General features: G+C 65.3%; 16 protein-coding genes. 6 read left to right on the top strand and 10 right to left on the bottom strand.

Annotated elements, in window-relative coordinates:
• Both N5C91_RS23385 and N5C91_RS23380 read right to left on the bottom strand, forming a co-directional pair.
• Positions 1-796 (bottom strand): response regulator transcription factor (locus N5C91_RS23385; protein ID WP_279832317.1); only part of this gene is annotated, 796 nt, incomplete at its 3' end.
• A gap of 150 nt (positions 797-946) precedes the next feature.
• Positions 947-1,426 carry a prepilin peptidase gene (locus tag N5C91_RS23380; protein ID WP_275094717.1) on the bottom strand — a complete coding sequence of 160 codons (480 nt, stop codon included), beginning with the start codon at positions 1,424-1,426 and terminating at the stop codon, positions 947-949.
• 271 nt (positions 1,427-1,697) lie between these two features.
• Between N5C91_RS23380 and N5C91_RS23375 the strand changes: the two genes are divergently transcribed.
• Together N5C91_RS23375 and N5C91_RS23370 are read left to right on the top strand one after the other, a co-directional pair.
• Positions 1,698-2,165 (top strand): TadE/TadG family type IV pilus assembly protein, encoded by a 468-nt coding sequence (locus tag N5C91_RS23375; protein ID WP_236174787.1) that lies wholly within the window; start codon positions 1,698-1,700, stop codon positions 2,163-2,165.
• 8 nt (positions 2,166-2,173) lie between these two features.
• Positions 2,174-4,954 (top strand): ATP-binding protein, encoded by a 2,781-nt coding sequence (locus tag N5C91_RS23370; protein WP_279832313.1) that lies wholly within the window; start codon positions 2,174-2,176, stop codon positions 4,952-4,954.
• Positions 4,955-5,014: 60 nt separating this feature from the next.
• Here N5C91_RS23370 and N5C91_RS23365 read toward each other — a convergent pair whose 3' ends face one another.
• From N5C91_RS23365 to N5C91_RS23355, 3 genes are all read right to left on the bottom strand, one after another.
• Positions 5,015-6,487 (bottom strand): inorganic phosphate transporter, encoded by a 1,473-nt coding sequence (locus tag N5C91_RS23365; RefSeq protein WP_236174789.1) that lies wholly within the window; start codon positions 6,485-6,487, stop codon positions 5,015-5,017.
• Positions 6,488-6,773: 286 nt separating this feature from the next.
• Entirely contained in the window at positions 6,774-6,989 is a 216-nt protein-coding gene (locus N5C91_RS23360; RefSeq protein WP_236174790.1) for a hypothetical protein, read from the bottom strand.
• A gap of 238 nt (positions 6,990-7,227) precedes the next feature.
• Positions 7,228-8,304, bottom strand: a complete 1,077-nt coding sequence (locus N5C91_RS23355) for a sigma-54 dependent transcriptional regulator (RefSeq protein ID WP_236174791.1) — start codon at positions 8,302-8,304, stop codon at positions 7,228-7,230.
• Between the two features lie 224 nt (positions 8,305-8,528).
• On the opposite strand from N5C91_RS23355, the gene N5C91_RS23350 reads away from it, so the two are divergent.
• On the top strand, positions 8,529-8,837 hold the full coding sequence (locus N5C91_RS23350) for a PsiF family protein (protein ID WP_236174792.1): 309 nt from the start codon (positions 8,529-8,531) through the stop codon (positions 8,835-8,837).
• A gap of 250 nt (positions 8,838-9,087) precedes the next feature.
• Here the strand turns inward: N5C91_RS23350 and N5C91_RS23345 are convergent, their stop codons facing one another.
• The 3 genes from N5C91_RS23345 to dmeF all read right to left on the bottom strand — a co-directional run bounded on the left by N5C91_RS23345 (position 9,088) and on the right by dmeF (position 11,276).
• The gene (locus N5C91_RS23345; protein ID WP_017519380.1) at positions 9,088-9,222 is read right to left on the bottom strand and encodes a hypothetical protein; all 135 of its coding nucleotides are present in this window, start codon (positions 9,220-9,222) and stop codon (positions 9,088-9,090) included.
• A 78-nt stretch (positions 9,223-9,300) separates the two neighbouring features.
• Entirely contained in the window at positions 9,301-10,230 is a 930-nt protein-coding gene (locus N5C91_RS23340; protein WP_236200777.1) for a pseudouridine synthase, read from the bottom strand.
• A 98-nt stretch (positions 10,231-10,328) separates the two neighbouring features.
• On the bottom strand, positions 10,329-11,276 hold the full coding sequence (dmeF, locus tag N5C91_RS23335) for a CDF family Co(II)/Ni(II) efflux transporter DmeF (RefSeq protein ID WP_279832310.1): 948 nt from the start codon (positions 11,274-11,276) through the stop codon (positions 10,329-10,331).
• A gap of 60 nt (positions 11,277-11,336) precedes the next feature.
• On the opposite strand from dmeF, the gene N5C91_RS23330 reads away from it, so the two are divergent.
• Entirely contained in the window at positions 11,337-11,612 is a 276-nt protein-coding gene (locus N5C91_RS23330) for a metal/formaldehyde-sensitive transcriptional repressor (RefSeq protein WP_024764116.1), read from the top strand.
• Between the two features lie 12 nt (positions 11,613-11,624).
• On the opposite strand, the gene N5C91_RS23325 is transcribed toward N5C91_RS23330, so the two are convergent.
• Positions 11,625-11,855, bottom strand: coding sequence for a DUF2789 domain-containing protein (locus tag N5C91_RS23325; protein WP_236174795.1), 231 nt, complete (start codon positions 11,853-11,855; stop codon positions 11,625-11,627).
• Between the two features lie 170 nt (positions 11,856-12,025).
• On the opposite strand from N5C91_RS23325, the gene N5C91_RS23320 reads away from it, so the two are divergent.
• Entirely contained in the window at positions 12,026-13,228 is a 1,203-nt protein-coding gene (locus N5C91_RS23320; RefSeq protein ID WP_279832306.1) for an MFS transporter, read from the top strand.
• 100 nt (positions 13,229-13,328) lie between these two features.
• Here the strand turns inward: N5C91_RS23320 and N5C91_RS23315 are convergent, their stop codons facing one another.
• The gene (locus N5C91_RS23315) at positions 13,329-13,946 is read right to left on the bottom strand and encodes a glutathione S-transferase family protein (RefSeq protein WP_279832305.1); all 618 of its coding nucleotides are present in this window, start codon (positions 13,944-13,946) and stop codon (positions 13,329-13,331) included.
• A gap of 128 nt (positions 13,947-14,074) precedes the next feature.
• Here N5C91_RS23315 and N5C91_RS23310 point away from each other — a divergent pair, with 128 nt between their 5' ends.
• A complete protein-coding gene (locus N5C91_RS23310; RefSeq protein WP_279832303.1) occupies positions 14,075-14,965 on the top strand; it encodes a LysR substrate-binding domain-containing protein in 891 nt (296 codons plus the stop codon).
• Positions 14,966-15,212: the final 247 nt, after the last annotated feature.

Genomic DNA, 15,212 nt, shown 5'->3' with positions numbered 1-15,212 from the left:
TGGCGAGGGCGAGCTGGGTGCGGTTGTGCATGTGCATCAGCCGCAGCACCTGGGAGACATAGAGCTTCACGGTGTTCTCGGTGATGCCCAGGTCGTAGGCGATCTGGTAGTTGGTCAGCCCCTTGCTCACCAGGCGCGCCACCGCCTGCTGACGCGGCGAGAGCTTGTTGAACAGCGGGTTGTTGACCACCGGTGTCATCTGCTCCGCGTTGCTCGGCGCGCCGCTGGCGGCCGGCTCGGGCTGTTCCTGCTTGAGCGCGCCACTGCTGGCCGGCTGGCCGCTGCCATGGACCTCGTACTTGATCTTGTGGATATCCCGCGAGATCGAGTTGAGCGATTCGGCAAGGTACTCCAGGCGCTGGTTCACATGGCTCAGGCTGAGCTGGCTGCGGATGCGTTCGTGCAGGCGGGCTTCCAGGCGCTCCAGACCCTTGAGCAGGTCCATCGGCGCCACCGGCTTCTGATAGTAATCGGCGACACCCACGCGCATGGCCTCGATCACTTCCTGGCTGCCCTGCTGGCCGGTGAGGATGATGGTCTCGAAGAACCGCGTCGAGCCGGCCAGGTCCTTGAGCGCCTCGACCACGCGGATGCCATTGTCGCGACCCAGGCCCAGGTCGCAGATCACCAGGCCGATCGAGGTGTCATCGCGGAATTTCTGCAGGGCGCTGTCCTTGCTGTCGCTGATTACGCAGCGGTAGCCGCTGTTCTCCAGCAACTCGGAAAGCTCGCTGGTGACTTGAGGCTCGTCATCGATGACCAGCACGCTGAAACGGCGATTGGCCGTTTTGTCCATGACTGCACGCTCCTTGAAAGAATACTTCCATTGTTTTTATCGTCCGGCTGTTCAATAACCGCAGCCGAATCGTCCCATCAGGCGATAGGTGGTATTAACCCTTAGCATATAGTCGTTAAGTTTGGATTCTGCCAATTGTCGGATTCAATTTTAATGGACGAACGACAGGGTCGTCAGAAGACCGGCGAATAGCGCAAAGATGAAGGGGAATGACTTGAACTTTGACGGTCGCAGACGGGCTAATTGCGATTTGCAATTAACCGGTACTTTGTCCGAATCAATCAAAAGTTTGCTGGCGAACATCAGCCCCACGCAGAACAGGCAGGCCAGCGCCAGGGTGTACAGCAGCGTCAGCGGATCACTGGCCAGGGCCAGGGCGACCAGCAGTTTCACATCGGCTGCACCCAGCTTCCCCAGCCAGTAGCCCGGCACCGTGAGCAGCGCTGCGAGCAGCGCCGCCACTGCTGCGGCAAGTGGCGTGAAGCCGGTCAGCGTATGCCCCTCGAGCATCAGGAACAGCAGGGCCGCCAGCGCCCCGCCGAGGGTCAGCCAGTTGCTCACACGCAACCGTGTGAGGTCCTGATAGGCACACACCGCGAACCAGCCCAGCAGGCAGAGTTTGAACAGCATCGAGCGTTTCCTTGTCTCGTTCGGCGAATTCGAAGCGCTGTGTGGAGTTTTAAGGTATCGGCTATTCCAGCGCTATATTGCAATTCAAGCCATAAGCAATCGAATTTGGCTCGTAACGTTACTCTGCTCAGCAGGAGGGCGAATTCAGCAAGAGCGCCTAGTATTGCTCGGTAGTGGAATTTATCCGACGGCGAGTATCTTCAGTAAAGTTTTGCCGCGCCGATAAGTTGAACGATCATTCAAGCTGGAAGTTGGCCTGGGAGTATTGCGCATGAACGGAGTCGGCGGGCGTGGCGGGCAGCGAGGCGCGATGGCCATCGAGTTTGCCGGCGTATTCGTGCTGTTCTTCGCGGTGCTCTACGGCCTGCTCGGCTATTGCGTGCCGCTGCTGATGCTGCAGTCGTTCAACGATGCCGCGGCGGCCGGCGCGCGTCTTGCCGTTTCGGTGAACCCGCAGGTGCCGAACTACAACGCTGCCTTGAAGTCCGCCGTGGACCGGGCGGTGACGCAGCGCCTGAGCTGGATGCCGGCAAGCTGGCGCAACGGCTGTTACAACGGCGAGTTCATGGCGACGCCGGTGACAGAAACGGTCTCGGGTCGCCAGTACACGCGCATCCAGGTGTGCGTCAGCTATCCCTACGCCACCACGCCCATCGTGCCGCTGCTGACGCTGCCGGGAATCGGCACGGTGCCGCGCCTGCCTGATGTGCTCAGCGGCACCGCCAGCGTCCTGCTCTGAGGCTCTGGATGTTTGATTTCTGGCGATCAAGGTCGCGCGGCCAGCAGGAGCTGATCGACAACCCGCTACCCAGTCGGCCCCTGGCGGCTCGCCGGCGCCCGGCGCTGCCGCTGGAGGAGCTGGCCCAACCGCTGCCGAGCGGCCACTGGGACCTCTGGCTGGAGCTCGATAGCCGCGATCGGGTGATTGCCCGTGGCGGCAGCCAGGCTCACCGGCTCCTGCCGCCGGTGCCGGGCAATGGTGATCTGCCGGGGCTGGGCGATTACCTGGACCGCCGCATCCCTGGCGGCATGCAGGTCTCCAGCCTGCGCGGCGGCGAGCGCCTCGACCTGGTGCTGCGCAGCACCGGCGACCTGCCGCTGGTCTGCCGTTTTCAGGCGGTCCTGCAGGCCAACGAGCATTGCCTGCTGCTCGGCACGGATATCTCCGACCTGAACTGGCAGTCCGACAGTCAGCAGCACAAGCTGCAGTGCCTGAACCTCAGCAAATTGCTCCTCGCCCGCCTGCGGCACAGCTCGCAGCGCCGCCTCGGCGAGGCGGTCAGCGAAGTGCTGGAAGCCTTCTGCAGCAACTTCCACATGCGCAGCATGGCCCTGCTGCTGGAAGCCCCGGACCAGAGCCTGCGGGTCTTCGCCTGCTACGTGCAGCCCGGCTTCGACAGCCTGCTGCGGGAAAACCTGGCGGTACCCGGCGACGAGCTGCGGGCGGCCAGCGGCGCCTGCCTGCTGGGGGCGGACGACAGCCCATCGGAGTTGCTCCGGTCGCTGTGCTGCGACCTTCTCTACCTGATCCCGGCGCCGGTGCGCGGTGGACGCCTGGCCGGGCTGCTGGCCGAACCGATGGAGCATGGCGGCAGCTGGCCGGGACTGTCGCCGAGCGATTGGCAGTACCTGGCAGAGATCCTCACCAACCTGGTTCACGAACGCACCGAACTGCACAGCCTGCGTGACAGCAGCCGGCGCCTGAACCTGCTGCAGGAGATGGTCGGCGGTGGCTGGTGGCGGTTGCGCGTCGACGACGGGCTGTTCGAACTGTCGCCAGCGGTGGCGGCGAGCCTGGGGTTGCCCGCCGGGCAACTGCAGCTGGCGCTGGCTGACCTGCTGAGCCAATTGCACCCGGCTGATGCCGATGAGCTGAGTTTGCGCCTGCGCAACCTGCAGCCAGGCGGGCGGCTGGTCCAGGACCTGCGTTTGCGCGAAGCCGCCTCTACCCAGACGCGCCGCTGGCTACGCCTGCAGGGCCGGCGGCAGGCCCGCGCCGGCGACCAGCTGATGGACGGCGTGCTGCTGGATATCAGCGAGGGCAAGTTGCAGGAAGAACAGGCGCTGGCTGCCCACGCGCGGTTGCGCAACCTGATCGATAGCGCGCCAGTGGTGATCTATGTGCAGCGGGTGGAGGAGGGGCACCTGATCCCCGAGTTCTACAGCGAGAGCGCCGGCAACCTGTTCGGCCTCGACCTGCTCGGGCAGAACTGGCAGGCGCTGGCCGAGCGGGTGCATCCCGAGGACCTGGAAACCTTTCTCGACCGCGGCCGCGAGCTGTTGCGCGAAGGCCGCGTGCGCACCGAGTACCGCCTGCGCGACAGCGCCGGCGAGTGGCACTGGCTGTACGACGAGGCCAAGCTGTTGCGCGATATCCAGGGCATTCCACAGGAGGCGGTCGGCCTCTGGCTGGATGTCACCGAGCAGCGCCTCGCGGCAATGCAGATCGCCGAGAGCGAAGAGCGCTATCGGGTGCTGGTGGAGGATTCGCCGGCGTTGATCTGTCGCTACGATCCAGACCTGCAACTGACCTTCATCAACCACACCTTCGCCCAGGTGCTGGGTGAGCCGGTGGAGGCGCTGCGTGGCCGCAGGCTTGACGAGTGGCTGTCGGAGCAGGATTGCAGTGCCTTGCGCGCGCGCCTGGTGGGCGGCGGCAAGAGCACGGCGGACGACTCCTGGGAGCTGCGATTCTGTCTTTCCGGCCAACGCAACCTCTGGCTGATCTGGTCGGAGCGGCCATTGCAGGACGCCGAAGGGCGGCTGGTCGAGGTGCAGGCCGTAGGCCGCGACAATACCGCCGTGCGCCACGCCCAGCAGCAACTGGCCCAGGGCGCGAAGATGGCCAGCCTGGGCGAGATGGTCAGCGGCATGGCCCACGAGATGAAACAGCCGCTGCACGTCATGCGCATGTCTCTCTACAACGCCCGGCAGAAGCTCGGCGAACCGGAATACCTGAAGGAGAAGCTGGAGCGCGCCGACGCGCAGATCGACCGGCTGTCGCGGGTGATCAGCCACATGGGGGTGTTCAGCCGCAAGTCGGAGCTGGAAGCCGCGCCCTTCGACCCCTACGACGCCTGTGAAGGCGCCGTTGCGTTGCTCGGCGAAAGCCTGACGCAGCAAGGCATCAGCCTGGAGTGCCGGCCACCGGCGCAACGCGTGGTGGTGCGCGGCTATGCCGACCAGTTGGAGCAGGTGCTGATCAACCTGCTGGCCAACGCCCGTGATGCGCTGCTCGGGCGTGCGGACGAGGGCGCGCGCTGGGTTGGTGTGTCGCAGGAACCCTGCACCGACACTGGCTGGGTGGAATTGCACGTGCGCGACAACGCCGGTGGCATCGACCCGGCGGTGATCGAGCGGATTTTCGAGGCTTTCTTCACCACCAAGCCCGTCGGCAAGGGAACGGGGCTTGGGCTGTCGGTGAGCCACGACCTGATCCGCAACATGGGCGGCAGCCTGTCGGTGGACAACTTCCGCGGCGGCGCCCGTTTCGTCATCCGCCTGCCGCGGCAGACGATCAACCTCTGAGCACCCGGAAATGAAAAACGCCTGCGGATGCAGGCGTTTTTCGGGGTGCGCGACGCGGGCTCAGCCGATGAAGCGCGAGGACAGCCAGAACAGGCCGGCGGCCAGCGCGATCGACACCGGCAGGGTCAGTACCCAGGCCATGAGGATGTTGCGGATGGTGCTGCCTTGCAGGCCGCTGCGGTTCGCCACCATGGTGCCCGCCACGCCCGAGGATAGAACGTGCGTCGTGGACACCGGCAGGCTGTAGATGTTGGCCATGCCGATGGCGGCGGTTGCGGTGAGCTGGGCGGCAATGCCCTGGGCGTAGGTCATGCCCTGCTTGCCGATCTTCTCGCCGACTGTCAGCACCACGCGCTTCCAGCCGACCATGGTGCCGATGCCCAGGGCCAGGGCCACCGCGATGATTACCCAGAAGGGCGCGTACTCGGTGGTGCTGGTCAGGTCCTTGCGCAGCTTCTCCAGGTCCGCCTTCTCGCGCGATGGCAGCTCGGACAGCTTGCCGACCTTCTTCGCGGTGTCGTCCAGGCAGAGCAGGTAGCGGCGTACCTGGACGCGCTCGTCGTCGTTCAGTTCGGTGTAGCTGGAAACGCCGTGCAGGTCGCTCAGCAGGCCCTTGAGGGTCGCTTCGGTCTGCTTCGGTTCGCAGCGGTACAGGTCCGGCAGGTCCGCTTCACCGGCCTTGCCCAGGGCGAGCATCTCGCCAAGGGTGTCGGAGTGGCGGTTGTAGAACTGTTGCAGGTGGATGGCGGCGTCGCGGGTGCGCTCGATCTGGTAGGTGGTGCTGTTCAGGTCGAGGACGAACTTCGCCGGGACGATGCCGATCAGCACCAGCATGATCAGGCCGATGCCCTTCTGGCCGTCGTTGGAGCCGTGCACGAAGCTCACGGTCATGGCCGAGATCACCAGCACCAGGCGGTTCCAGAACGGCGGGTGCTTCTTCTCGTCGACGTCGCGGCGGGTTTCCGGCGTCTTGTGCATCTTCGACAGCGGATACAGCCACTTCAGGCCGATCAGCAGGGCGCCGGCGACCAGGAAGCCGGCCAGCGGCGAGAAGATCAGCGACAGGCCGATATCGATGGCCTTGCCCCAGTTGATCCCGTCGGCCACCGGTACGCCGTTGATCAGTGCATTCGCCAGGCCCACGCCGAGGATCGAGCCGATCAGGGTGTGCGAGCTGGACGCCGGGATGCCGAAGTACCAGGTACCCAGGTTCCAGGTGATGGCGGCGGCGAGCAGCGAGAACACCATGGCCAGACCATGGCCGGTGTTCACATTGATCAGCAGTTCCACCGGCAGCAGGTGGACGATCGCGTAGGCGACACCGACGCCGCCGAGCAACACGCCCAGGAAGTTGAAGATGCCGGAGAGGATCACCGCGCGGTACGGGGACATGGCCTTGGTGTAGATGACCGTGGCCACCGCGTTGGCGGTGTCGTGGAAGCCGTTGATGAACTCGAACGCCAGGACGAATGTGAGTGCCAGCACCAGGCTGATACCCACCCAGAGATCGAGTCCGCTGAAAAGATCGAACATGAAAATTCTATGACCGGTCGGAGACGGGGCGGCGATTATGCCAGAAGCTTGGAGCACCGTATTTAGCCTGAAACGGTTTCTCCAATTTGCGCGACGCCTCGTCGCACGGCGCTTTCAGGCAAGGTGGAAAAAGTTTGCAATGCTTCCACGCGGGCCGCCGGCCCATCGGATGAGTGTTTGCAGGCCAACCGGCGGGCTCCCCCACGGAGCGCCGCTCGTCCATCGCCCGTGGACTTCCCTGGGTGGATTCAGGGGCAGTCTTCAGGCCTGGAGCCGTACCTGCGATTTAAAGGGAAGCGGCTTCCTGATCCTTTTTCAGTCGTTCTTCTTCGATTCTTTCCAGTTCCCGGTCGAAGGCCTTGTCCTGCACGCTGGGGCGCTTGCGCCAGGGCTTTCTTTCCGGTTCGGGCTGGGCGGCATAAAGCTTCACTTCGCCGCCCTGTTCATCCTTGAAACGTTGCTCCTGGCGCTCCAGTTCCGCGCGCAGTTCGTCTTTGGTCACGGTGGTTCCTGATGACAAGAAGCTGATGAAAAAACTGATGGCTCGAAGCCGGTGACAATGGGTCGTGCACTGGCGATCAACGTCGCGCCGGGACGTCGTCCTGGCAGTGTAGACGCTCAGATTGCACTGGCGTGCCGGCGGAAAAAACGGCGCGGATTATAACCTTTCGCAGGGGGAGGCCGGGCGGGGATCACCGACGGACGGTTTCGGCCCACGGCTGGCGCGGGCTGAACCGACCTCAGCCGGTGCGGCTGAGGTTCAGTTCACCGATCTTTTCCAGGCGCGCGCGGACGATGTTGCGGCTGATACCCAGCAGACGGCCGGTCTGCAACTGGTTGCCGTGGCAGAAGTGGTAGGCGGTGCGGAACAGCACTTCCTCGACGTGCTCGTAGAGGTCGGGCTTGTTGCTTTCGAACAGTTCCAGCAACGCCTGCTCCAGGGTGGCCTCGACCCGGGGAGCCAGGGCGTGGGGGAAGGCCTCGTGGCGCAGGGCTTCGTGGCGCGGCGCCGATGGCAGCTCGGCCAGTTGCAGGTCGCCCGGCTGCACCTGCTGGTTGCGGCAGACCAGCAGGGCATGGTGGATGGCGTTCTCCAGCTCGCGGATGTTCCCCGGCCAGGTGTGGCCGAGCAGTTTGCGCTCGGCTTCGGGACTCAGGGACGCGCGGTTGTAGCCCAGGCGCTGGCAGTGCTCCTCAAGGAAGAATTCGGCCAGCGGCAGGATGTCACCAGGGCGTTCGCGCAGCGGAGGCAGGCGGATCGTGGCGACGTGCAGGCGGTAGAACAGGTCCTCGCGAAAGTGCCCGGCGACCACGGCGTCGGCCAGGTTGACGTTGGTCGCGGCGACCACGCGGACATTGATCGGCACCGGTGTGCGCGAGCCCAGGCGGACGACTTCGCGCTCCTGCAGCACGCGCAGCAACTTCACCTGCATGTTCAGCGGCAGGTCGCCGATTTCGTCAAGGAACAGCGTGCCGCCGTTGGCCGACTCGAACCAGCCCGCCTTGCTGCTGGTGGCGCCGGTGTAGGCGCCTTTCTCGTGGCCGAACAGCTCGCTCTCCACCAGCGTCTCGGAAAAGGCGCCGCAGTTGACCGCCACGAAAGGCGCGCCGCTGCGGCGGCTGAGCTTGTGGATATGCCGCGCGACCAGCTCCTTGCCGGTGCCGGTCTCGCCGATGATCAGCGCATTGGCTTCGCTGGGCGCCAGGCGTTCGATGCGGTTGAGCAGCTCCTGCGAGCGCGGGTCCTTGAACACCAGCACCGTGGCGCGGACCGACTTGGTTTGCTCGCGGGCATTGGGAAGGGTCAACAGCGACATGGTGGGTTCCTGGCGTACCGAAGGGGTGGCAGCGCCATACTGCGGCATTTTTGTTATTTCAAAAAATTATCAATTAGAATTTATATATAACCATTTTAAATTTCTGCGCCGCAAAAGGCGTCACGGAGCTGGCGCCGCGAACTGAGCTGCCGCGTTACAGGCCTCGCGAATGCTGGGCTGCGAGCTACGCTCAGAGTGGCAATTCCATCCTGGGAGACCACTCCATGACCACCGTTCGGATTCCGCTGCTCGTCCTGGCCCTGCTCTTTTCGGCGCAAGGCTTTGCTGCCACCGCCGCGCAGACCGCGCAGCAGGAGAAGATGAAGTCCTGTAACGCCGATGCCACCGCCAAGACGCTGAAAGGCGATGAGCGCAAGGCGTACATGAGCACTTGCCTGAAGGCTGGCGGCGGCGACGCCAAGAAGATGACCCCGCAGCAGGAGAAGATGAAGTCCTGCAATGCCGATGCAACCACCAAGGCGCTCAAGGGCGATGAACGCAAGGCGTTCATGAGCACCTGTCTGAAGAAGTAAGGATGGAACGCGGCAGGGCCGCGTGGGATACGAAAAGGGCAGCCGTGGCTGCCCTTTTTTGTTTGTGGCCGGTTCGCGAGCAAGCTCGCTCCTACAGGGGGGGCACCTCGGCAAGCTCCTGGTAGGAGCGAGCTTGCTCGCGAACCTGACCGGGCCTACAACCCGGAAAAAACCAGCCAGGCGGTGGCCAGTGCGTAGAGGACGATCACCGCATCCATGCGCAGCGCAGGCGGGAGTCGCCGCACGAGGTTCATTTCTTCGCCACCGCGGACCAGAAGCCCTGGGCATTGCGGAAGGGCTGGCGGGCCATCTGTTCGGGACGGGTGATGCCGTCGGCACGCAGGGCGTTGACGAGGGCGGAAAAGGACTTGGCGCTGTAGCTCATGTTCGGCTCCCGATGCTTTCTCTCCTTGGGGTGGAGCTATGAAAACACCCGGGCCACTATCGACGGAAATGGATCGCCTTAAGGGTGACCATCGATGAAATTGATGGAAGGCCAGGAGAGCTCCAGCTGGCTTCTGAAATGCCGCGCCTCGCCGGTGAGCGGATCGCGGAACGCCAGCTGCCGGGCTAGCAGCTTCAGCGGCTTGTCGAAGTCCTCCGGCGGGCGTTCGCCGCGCGGCGGCAGGGTCGGATAGAGCGGGTCGAAGCACAGCGCCGCGCCCAGCCCCGACATGTGCACGCGCAACTGGTGGCGCTTGCCGGAAACCGGGTGCAATCCATAGCGCCACAGGTCGCCGCGGCGCTCGAGCACTTCGATGCGCGTTTCGCTGTTGGGCGTGCCGTCCACTTCCTGCATGCGGATGAAGGGGTCGCCCTCGACCATTCGCGAACGATGTACAAGGGGAAACTCCCGCTCCGGCAGCGCCGGCGCGATGGCTTCGTACATCTTGTCGATGCGCCGTTCGCGGAACAGCGCCTGGTAGGCATCGCGGTTGTCCGGGTTGGCGGAGAACAGCACCAGCCCGGCGGTGAGCCGGTCGATGCGGTGCAGCGGTACCAACTGCGGGTTGTCCAGGCGCCTGGCGAGGCGGGCGAGGAGGGTCTCCTCGACGTACTGGCCCGCGGGCGTCACCGGCAGGAAGTGCGGCTTGTCTGCCACCACCAGGTGTTCGTCGGCATACAGGATGCTTTCCTGGAAGGGGATCGGTGCTTCCTGCGGCACCTCGCGGAAGTAATGGATGCGCAGCGCTTCGCGATACGCATGCTCGGGGCCGATGGGTTGGCCGTCGTTGTCCAGCACCTTGCCGCGCGCCATGCGGTCCAGCCAGGTGTCGCGGCTGATCGCCGGGAAGCGCGCGCACAGGCAATCGAGCACCGTCGTCCAGGGGCCGGCGGGCAGGTGCAGGATGCTGGCGCGTTGCTGGGCAGTTGAGAAGCGGGAGCTGGACATGCGGGCAGGCGATCGCGGTTCGACAGGCTGCGCATTAGGCCGCAGCGGCGTGGCGGTCGTCAAAGCCGCCACGACTTCCGGTCTTTCCCCGGCTGCTCTCAGGCGGGGATCGGGTTGATCTCCACCGTGATGTGCGCGAGTTCCTCGTGCACCTGCAGGCGCTGGCGCACCAGCTCGGGCGTTAGGTCACTGCTGCTGGCGAGGCTGAGGATGCAGGCGTAGCGCGACTTGCCGACGCGCCACAGGTGCAGGTCGGTGATCCGCGCCGGTTGCGGCAGCGCGGCGACCACCTCGCGGATTTCCTCCACCACCGGGTCGTTCATCTCCGCGTCCAGCAACACCCGGCCGCTCTGCCTGAGCAGGCCGACCGACCAGACGGCCACCAGCACGGCGCCGATCATGCCCATCAGCGGGTCGAGCCAGGCGGCGCCCCAGATCAGGCCGCCGATCAGGGCGATGATCGCGGCCACCGAGGTGGCGGCATCGGCCAGCACGTGCAGGTAGGCGGCGCGCAGGTTCAGGTCGTGGCCATGGTCGTGGCCGTGGTGGTGAGCGTGGTCATGTCCGTGCTCATGGCCATGGTGATGGTGCTCGCCGCGCAGCAGCCAGGCACAGGCCAGGTTCACCAGCAGGCCGATCACCGCGATGACGATGGCCTGCTGGTAATGGATCGGTGAAGGCGAGAGCAGCCGCGCCACGGACTCGAACATCATCAGCACCGCCACGCCCAGCAGCAGGATGGCGCTGGTGTAGCTGGCGAGAATCTCGATCTTGAAGGTGCCGAAGGCGAAGCGCGCGTCGCCCTTGAAGCGCCGCGCCGCCACATAGGCGAAGAACGCCAGCCCCAGTGCCAGGGCGTGGGAGCTCATGTGCCAGCCGTCCGCCAGCAGCGCCATGGAGTTGAAGATCCAGCCGCCGGCAATCTCCACCACCATCATCACAACCGTCAGCAGCGCGGCGCGCAGGGTGTTGCGTTCGGCCAGGGGATTGCCTTCGTGGAACTGGTGGTCGTGGCGACCGTCTTGCGGGTGGGCGGCGTGCTGCATGATGATGGTCCGTAGATTCAGTCTGGATACTATACCCCAGTATACCTTTGGAGTTTGAGCGTGGGACATACCATCAAGGACCAGAAGAAGCTGTTGACCCGGGTGCGGCGCATCAAGGGCCAGAGCGAGGCGCTGGAACGGGCGCTGGAGGCGGGCAGCGAATGCGCGGCGATCCTGCAGCAGATAGCTGCCATCCGCGGCGCGGTGAACGGCCTGATGGCCGAGGTGCTCGAGGGCCACCTGCGCGACCACCTGGGGGCCGAGGACCGCACCGCCGCGCAGCGCCACGAAGACCTGGAGCAGGTCATGGGCGTGCTGCGCTCCTATCTCAAGTGAGGTAGCGGCGGATCAGTCGGACAGCCGCACCGCCAGTTCGTCGGCTTCTTCAGTCCAGTCCGAGTCCTGCTGCAGCGCCTCGCGCAGGAATTGCGCCTGGGCGGCGTTCCAGAATGGCGCGTCCGGCAGTTTCTGGCCTTCGGCGAGGCGGTGGCTGCCGAGAAAGGCGTCGATCTCCTGGCGCCCGTCGGGCAGCCCCAGTTGCTTGAACAGGGCGCCCAGGCTGTGCTGGCTGGTATCCATGACGATCTCCTTGCTGCAGGTGGAGCGCACCGCTACGGCGCGCGGCAATGGAACAACTATAGGAGCCGCGGGCGGCAAGCAAGGTTCGGATTGGCAATCGCGACGGAAATAGATAGCCTGCTTTCAATCTGTCCCGCCACTCGTACTGCTACCCACCGTCAGGCCCGTCCATGAGCTCGTCCGAGCAGCGAACTGCCTCCGTCACCCTGCGCATTCTCGCCACCGTCGTCTTCACCTTCGTCCTGTTCCTGAGCATCGGCCTGCTGCTGCCGGTGTTGCCCGGCTTCGTCCACGAAGACCTGGGCTACTCCACCCTAGTCGCCGGCGTGGTCATCGGCCTGCAGTACATCGCCACGCTGCTGTCGCGGCCGCTGGCGGGCTACCTGGCCGATACCTACGGGGCCAAGCGCGCCGTGCTGTATGGCCTGGGTGTGCTGGGGATGGGCGGAGTGCTGGTGCTGGCGTCCACCAGTGTCGATTCCGTGGCCTGGCTGAGCCTGGCGCTGTTGCTCGGCAGCCGCCTGCTGTTCGGCCTGGCGCAGGGGCTGCTGGGGATCGGCACCGCGAGCTGGGGCATTGCGCTGGTGGGTACGCAGAATACCGCCAGGGTGATTTCCTGGAACGGCATCGTCAGCTACGGCGGAATCGCCATCGGTGCGCCGCTGGGGGTGACCATGTCGGCATCGCTGGGCCTGTGGAGCCTGGGCGTGAGCATCCTGCTGCTGACCGCGCTGGGCTGGCTGGCGGCCCGAGGACGGGCCGAGGTGCCGACCATCGCCGGCACGCGCATGGCCTTCCACGCAGTGCTCGGCCGGGTACTGCCCTACGGGATGTGCGTGATGCTCGGCTCCATCGGTTTCGGCACCCTGGCAACCTTCATCACCCTGTATTACGGCAGCCAGGGCTGGGCGAACCCGGCCTGGTGCCTGACCGCCTTCGGCGTCTGTTTCGTCGGCGCGCGGCTGATCTTTTCCGGTACGGTCAATCGCTTCGGCGGCTTTGCCGTGGCGGTGGTCTGCCTGGCGGTGGAGGTTTTCGGCCTGCTGCTGCTCTGGCAGGCGCCGGGGCCAGGCTTCGCGCTGCTGGGGGCGGCGCTCACCGGTTGTGGCCTGTCGCTGGTCTATCCGTCGCTGGGGGTCGAGGCTGTGCTGCGTATCCCGGCCAGCAGCCGCAGCGCGGGGCTGGGCGCCTACGCGCTGTTCTTCGACCTGGCGATGGGCGTTGCCGGGCCGTTGATGGGGCTGGTCGCCGCCCGCCACGGTTACCCTTCGATCTTCCTGGCGGCAGCCGGGCTGGCGCTCTGCGGCTTCGTCATCTGCTTCGGCCTGTTGCGCTTCACCCGGCAGCGGCATGAGGAGCTGCCCAAGGACTGAGTCTCAGAGAGCGTAGGAGCGGACTCCGTCCGCGATAGCTCACAGGCGCGCCGGGAACCCATCGCTGACGGAGTCCGCTCCTATGCCCCGTGCCAGGGGATCAGGCCGGCGGGAACGCCTTGAACACCTCCAGCGCTTCAGCCTGCTGCGCCCAGTCGGCTACCGCCGGGTAGCTGTCCGCCGGGATATCTTCCGAGTGCAGCAGCTGCACGAAGGTCCAGGCCACCGCGATGCTCAGCCCGGCCTGGTCCAGCGGCGCGGCAGCATCCAGCGACATTTCGCGCAGTTCGCTCTCCAGTTGCGCCAGGGCGGCGTGCAACTGCTGGTCGACCCTTTCCTGCCAACTGGCGAGCTGCCTGTCCTGTGGCCGCTGCTGTTCGTAGTAACGCTGCACCGCCTTCTCCATGACCGCCAGGGCGAGGCCCAGCAGGCGTGTGGCGCGCACCCGCGCGGCCGGCTCGCTGGGCATCAGGCTGCGCCCGGCCAGTTGTTCGAAGCAATCGATGATCAGAGTCGAGTCCATCAGCACCTGGCCATCGCCCATGACCAGGGTCGGCGCCTTCACCACCGGGTTGATGCCGCGGAATTCCTCGTAGGTGCGGAACACCGACAGCGACTGGTGGCTGAACTCGATGCCAAGCAGGCGCAGGGTGATGGCGACCCGGCGCACGTAGGGCGAGTCGAGCATGCCAATCAGGTGCGGAAGCTTCTGTTGCATGGGCACATCCTGTTAGTGGAAATTGCATGGTGGCTGGCGCGGTCCTCCGCGCGATGGCCATGAATCTAGCGGCTTTGACCGTTGGGTAATAGCGACGATTAGTGACCGATTCGGTTAGGAAAACTTACATGAGCGCATTGCCTCCGCTCGCTTCCCTGCGCAGTTTCGAGGCCGTTGCCCGGCTCGGCAGCGTGACCCTCGCCGCCAATGAACTGCACGTCACCCACTCGGCCATCAGCCAGCAGGTGCGCCAGTTGGAGGGCTTGCTGGGGATCACCCTGCTGCAGCGCGAAGGCCGCGGCTTGCGCCTGAGCGAAGAGGGCCGCCTGTATGCCCTGCAGATTCGCGGCGCGCTACGCGATATTGCCGAAGCGACCCGCCTGGCGAAGGCACGTCCGGGCGAGGATGAGCTGGTGGTGGCGCTGACCCCGTCGTTCGGCCAGAAGTGGTTGCTGCCGCGCCTGCCGGCGTTCCGCGCGAATTATCCACAGTACCGCCTGCGCCTGCTGGCCAGCCTGGAGGTCATGGACCTGCGCCAGGGCCTGGCCGACGTGGCAATCCGCATTGGCCAGGGGCATTGGGAGGGGCTCGCGCAGGAGTACCTGTTCGAGGACGAAGTGGTGGTCGTTGCCGCGCCGGATTTCAACGGCGGCCAGTTGCCTCGCACCCCCGAGGAAATCCTGCGCTGCCCGCGTATCACCGGCTTCGAATCCTGGCTGGGCTGGTGCCAGGCGGCAGGGGTGACGGTACCCCAGGAGCCGGCGGAATTCGTGGTCAACGACTCCAACCTGAGCATCGAAGCCGTGCGCATGGGGCAGGGCATCGGCCTCGAGCGGCGCAGCCTGGTGGCCGGCGCGCTGGAAAGCGGCGAACTGGTGGCTCTGAGCGACCTGCGCGTGCCCTATGGCTTCCCCTATTGGCTGGTCTGGCCGGAGCGCGAGTCGACCCAGTCCAAGGTGGCGGCCTTTGCCGGGTGGCTGGGCGCTGAGGTCGAGGGTTATCTGAGCTCCATTGCCTGAGGTGGGCACAAGGTGGGAACAACCGCCTTTTCCTGGGGAGTCCGGACCAATGCATCCCCTCACCCGAGCCAGGGTGAGGGCCGACCCGAGCGCAGAACTTTCACGTAGGAGCGGACTCTGTCCGCGATCGATTTCCGACCGCTCGATGCTGGCCGGTGGCACATCGCGGACAGAGTCCGCCCCTGCAAAAAGGCCGCTCGGGCGTGCGCAAGTAGTCACCAGATCCGAACGATCCGGGGCCGGCGTG

The organism is Pseudomonas sp. GD03903 (assembly GCF_029840045.1).
Classification (GTDB): Bacteria; Pseudomonadota; Gammaproteobacteria; order Pseudomonadales; family Pseudomonadaceae; genus Pseudomonas; species Pseudomonas pseudonitroreducens.
Note: the sequence above shows the minus strand (reverse complement) of the source record. Positions and strands in the feature narration are given on the sequence as shown.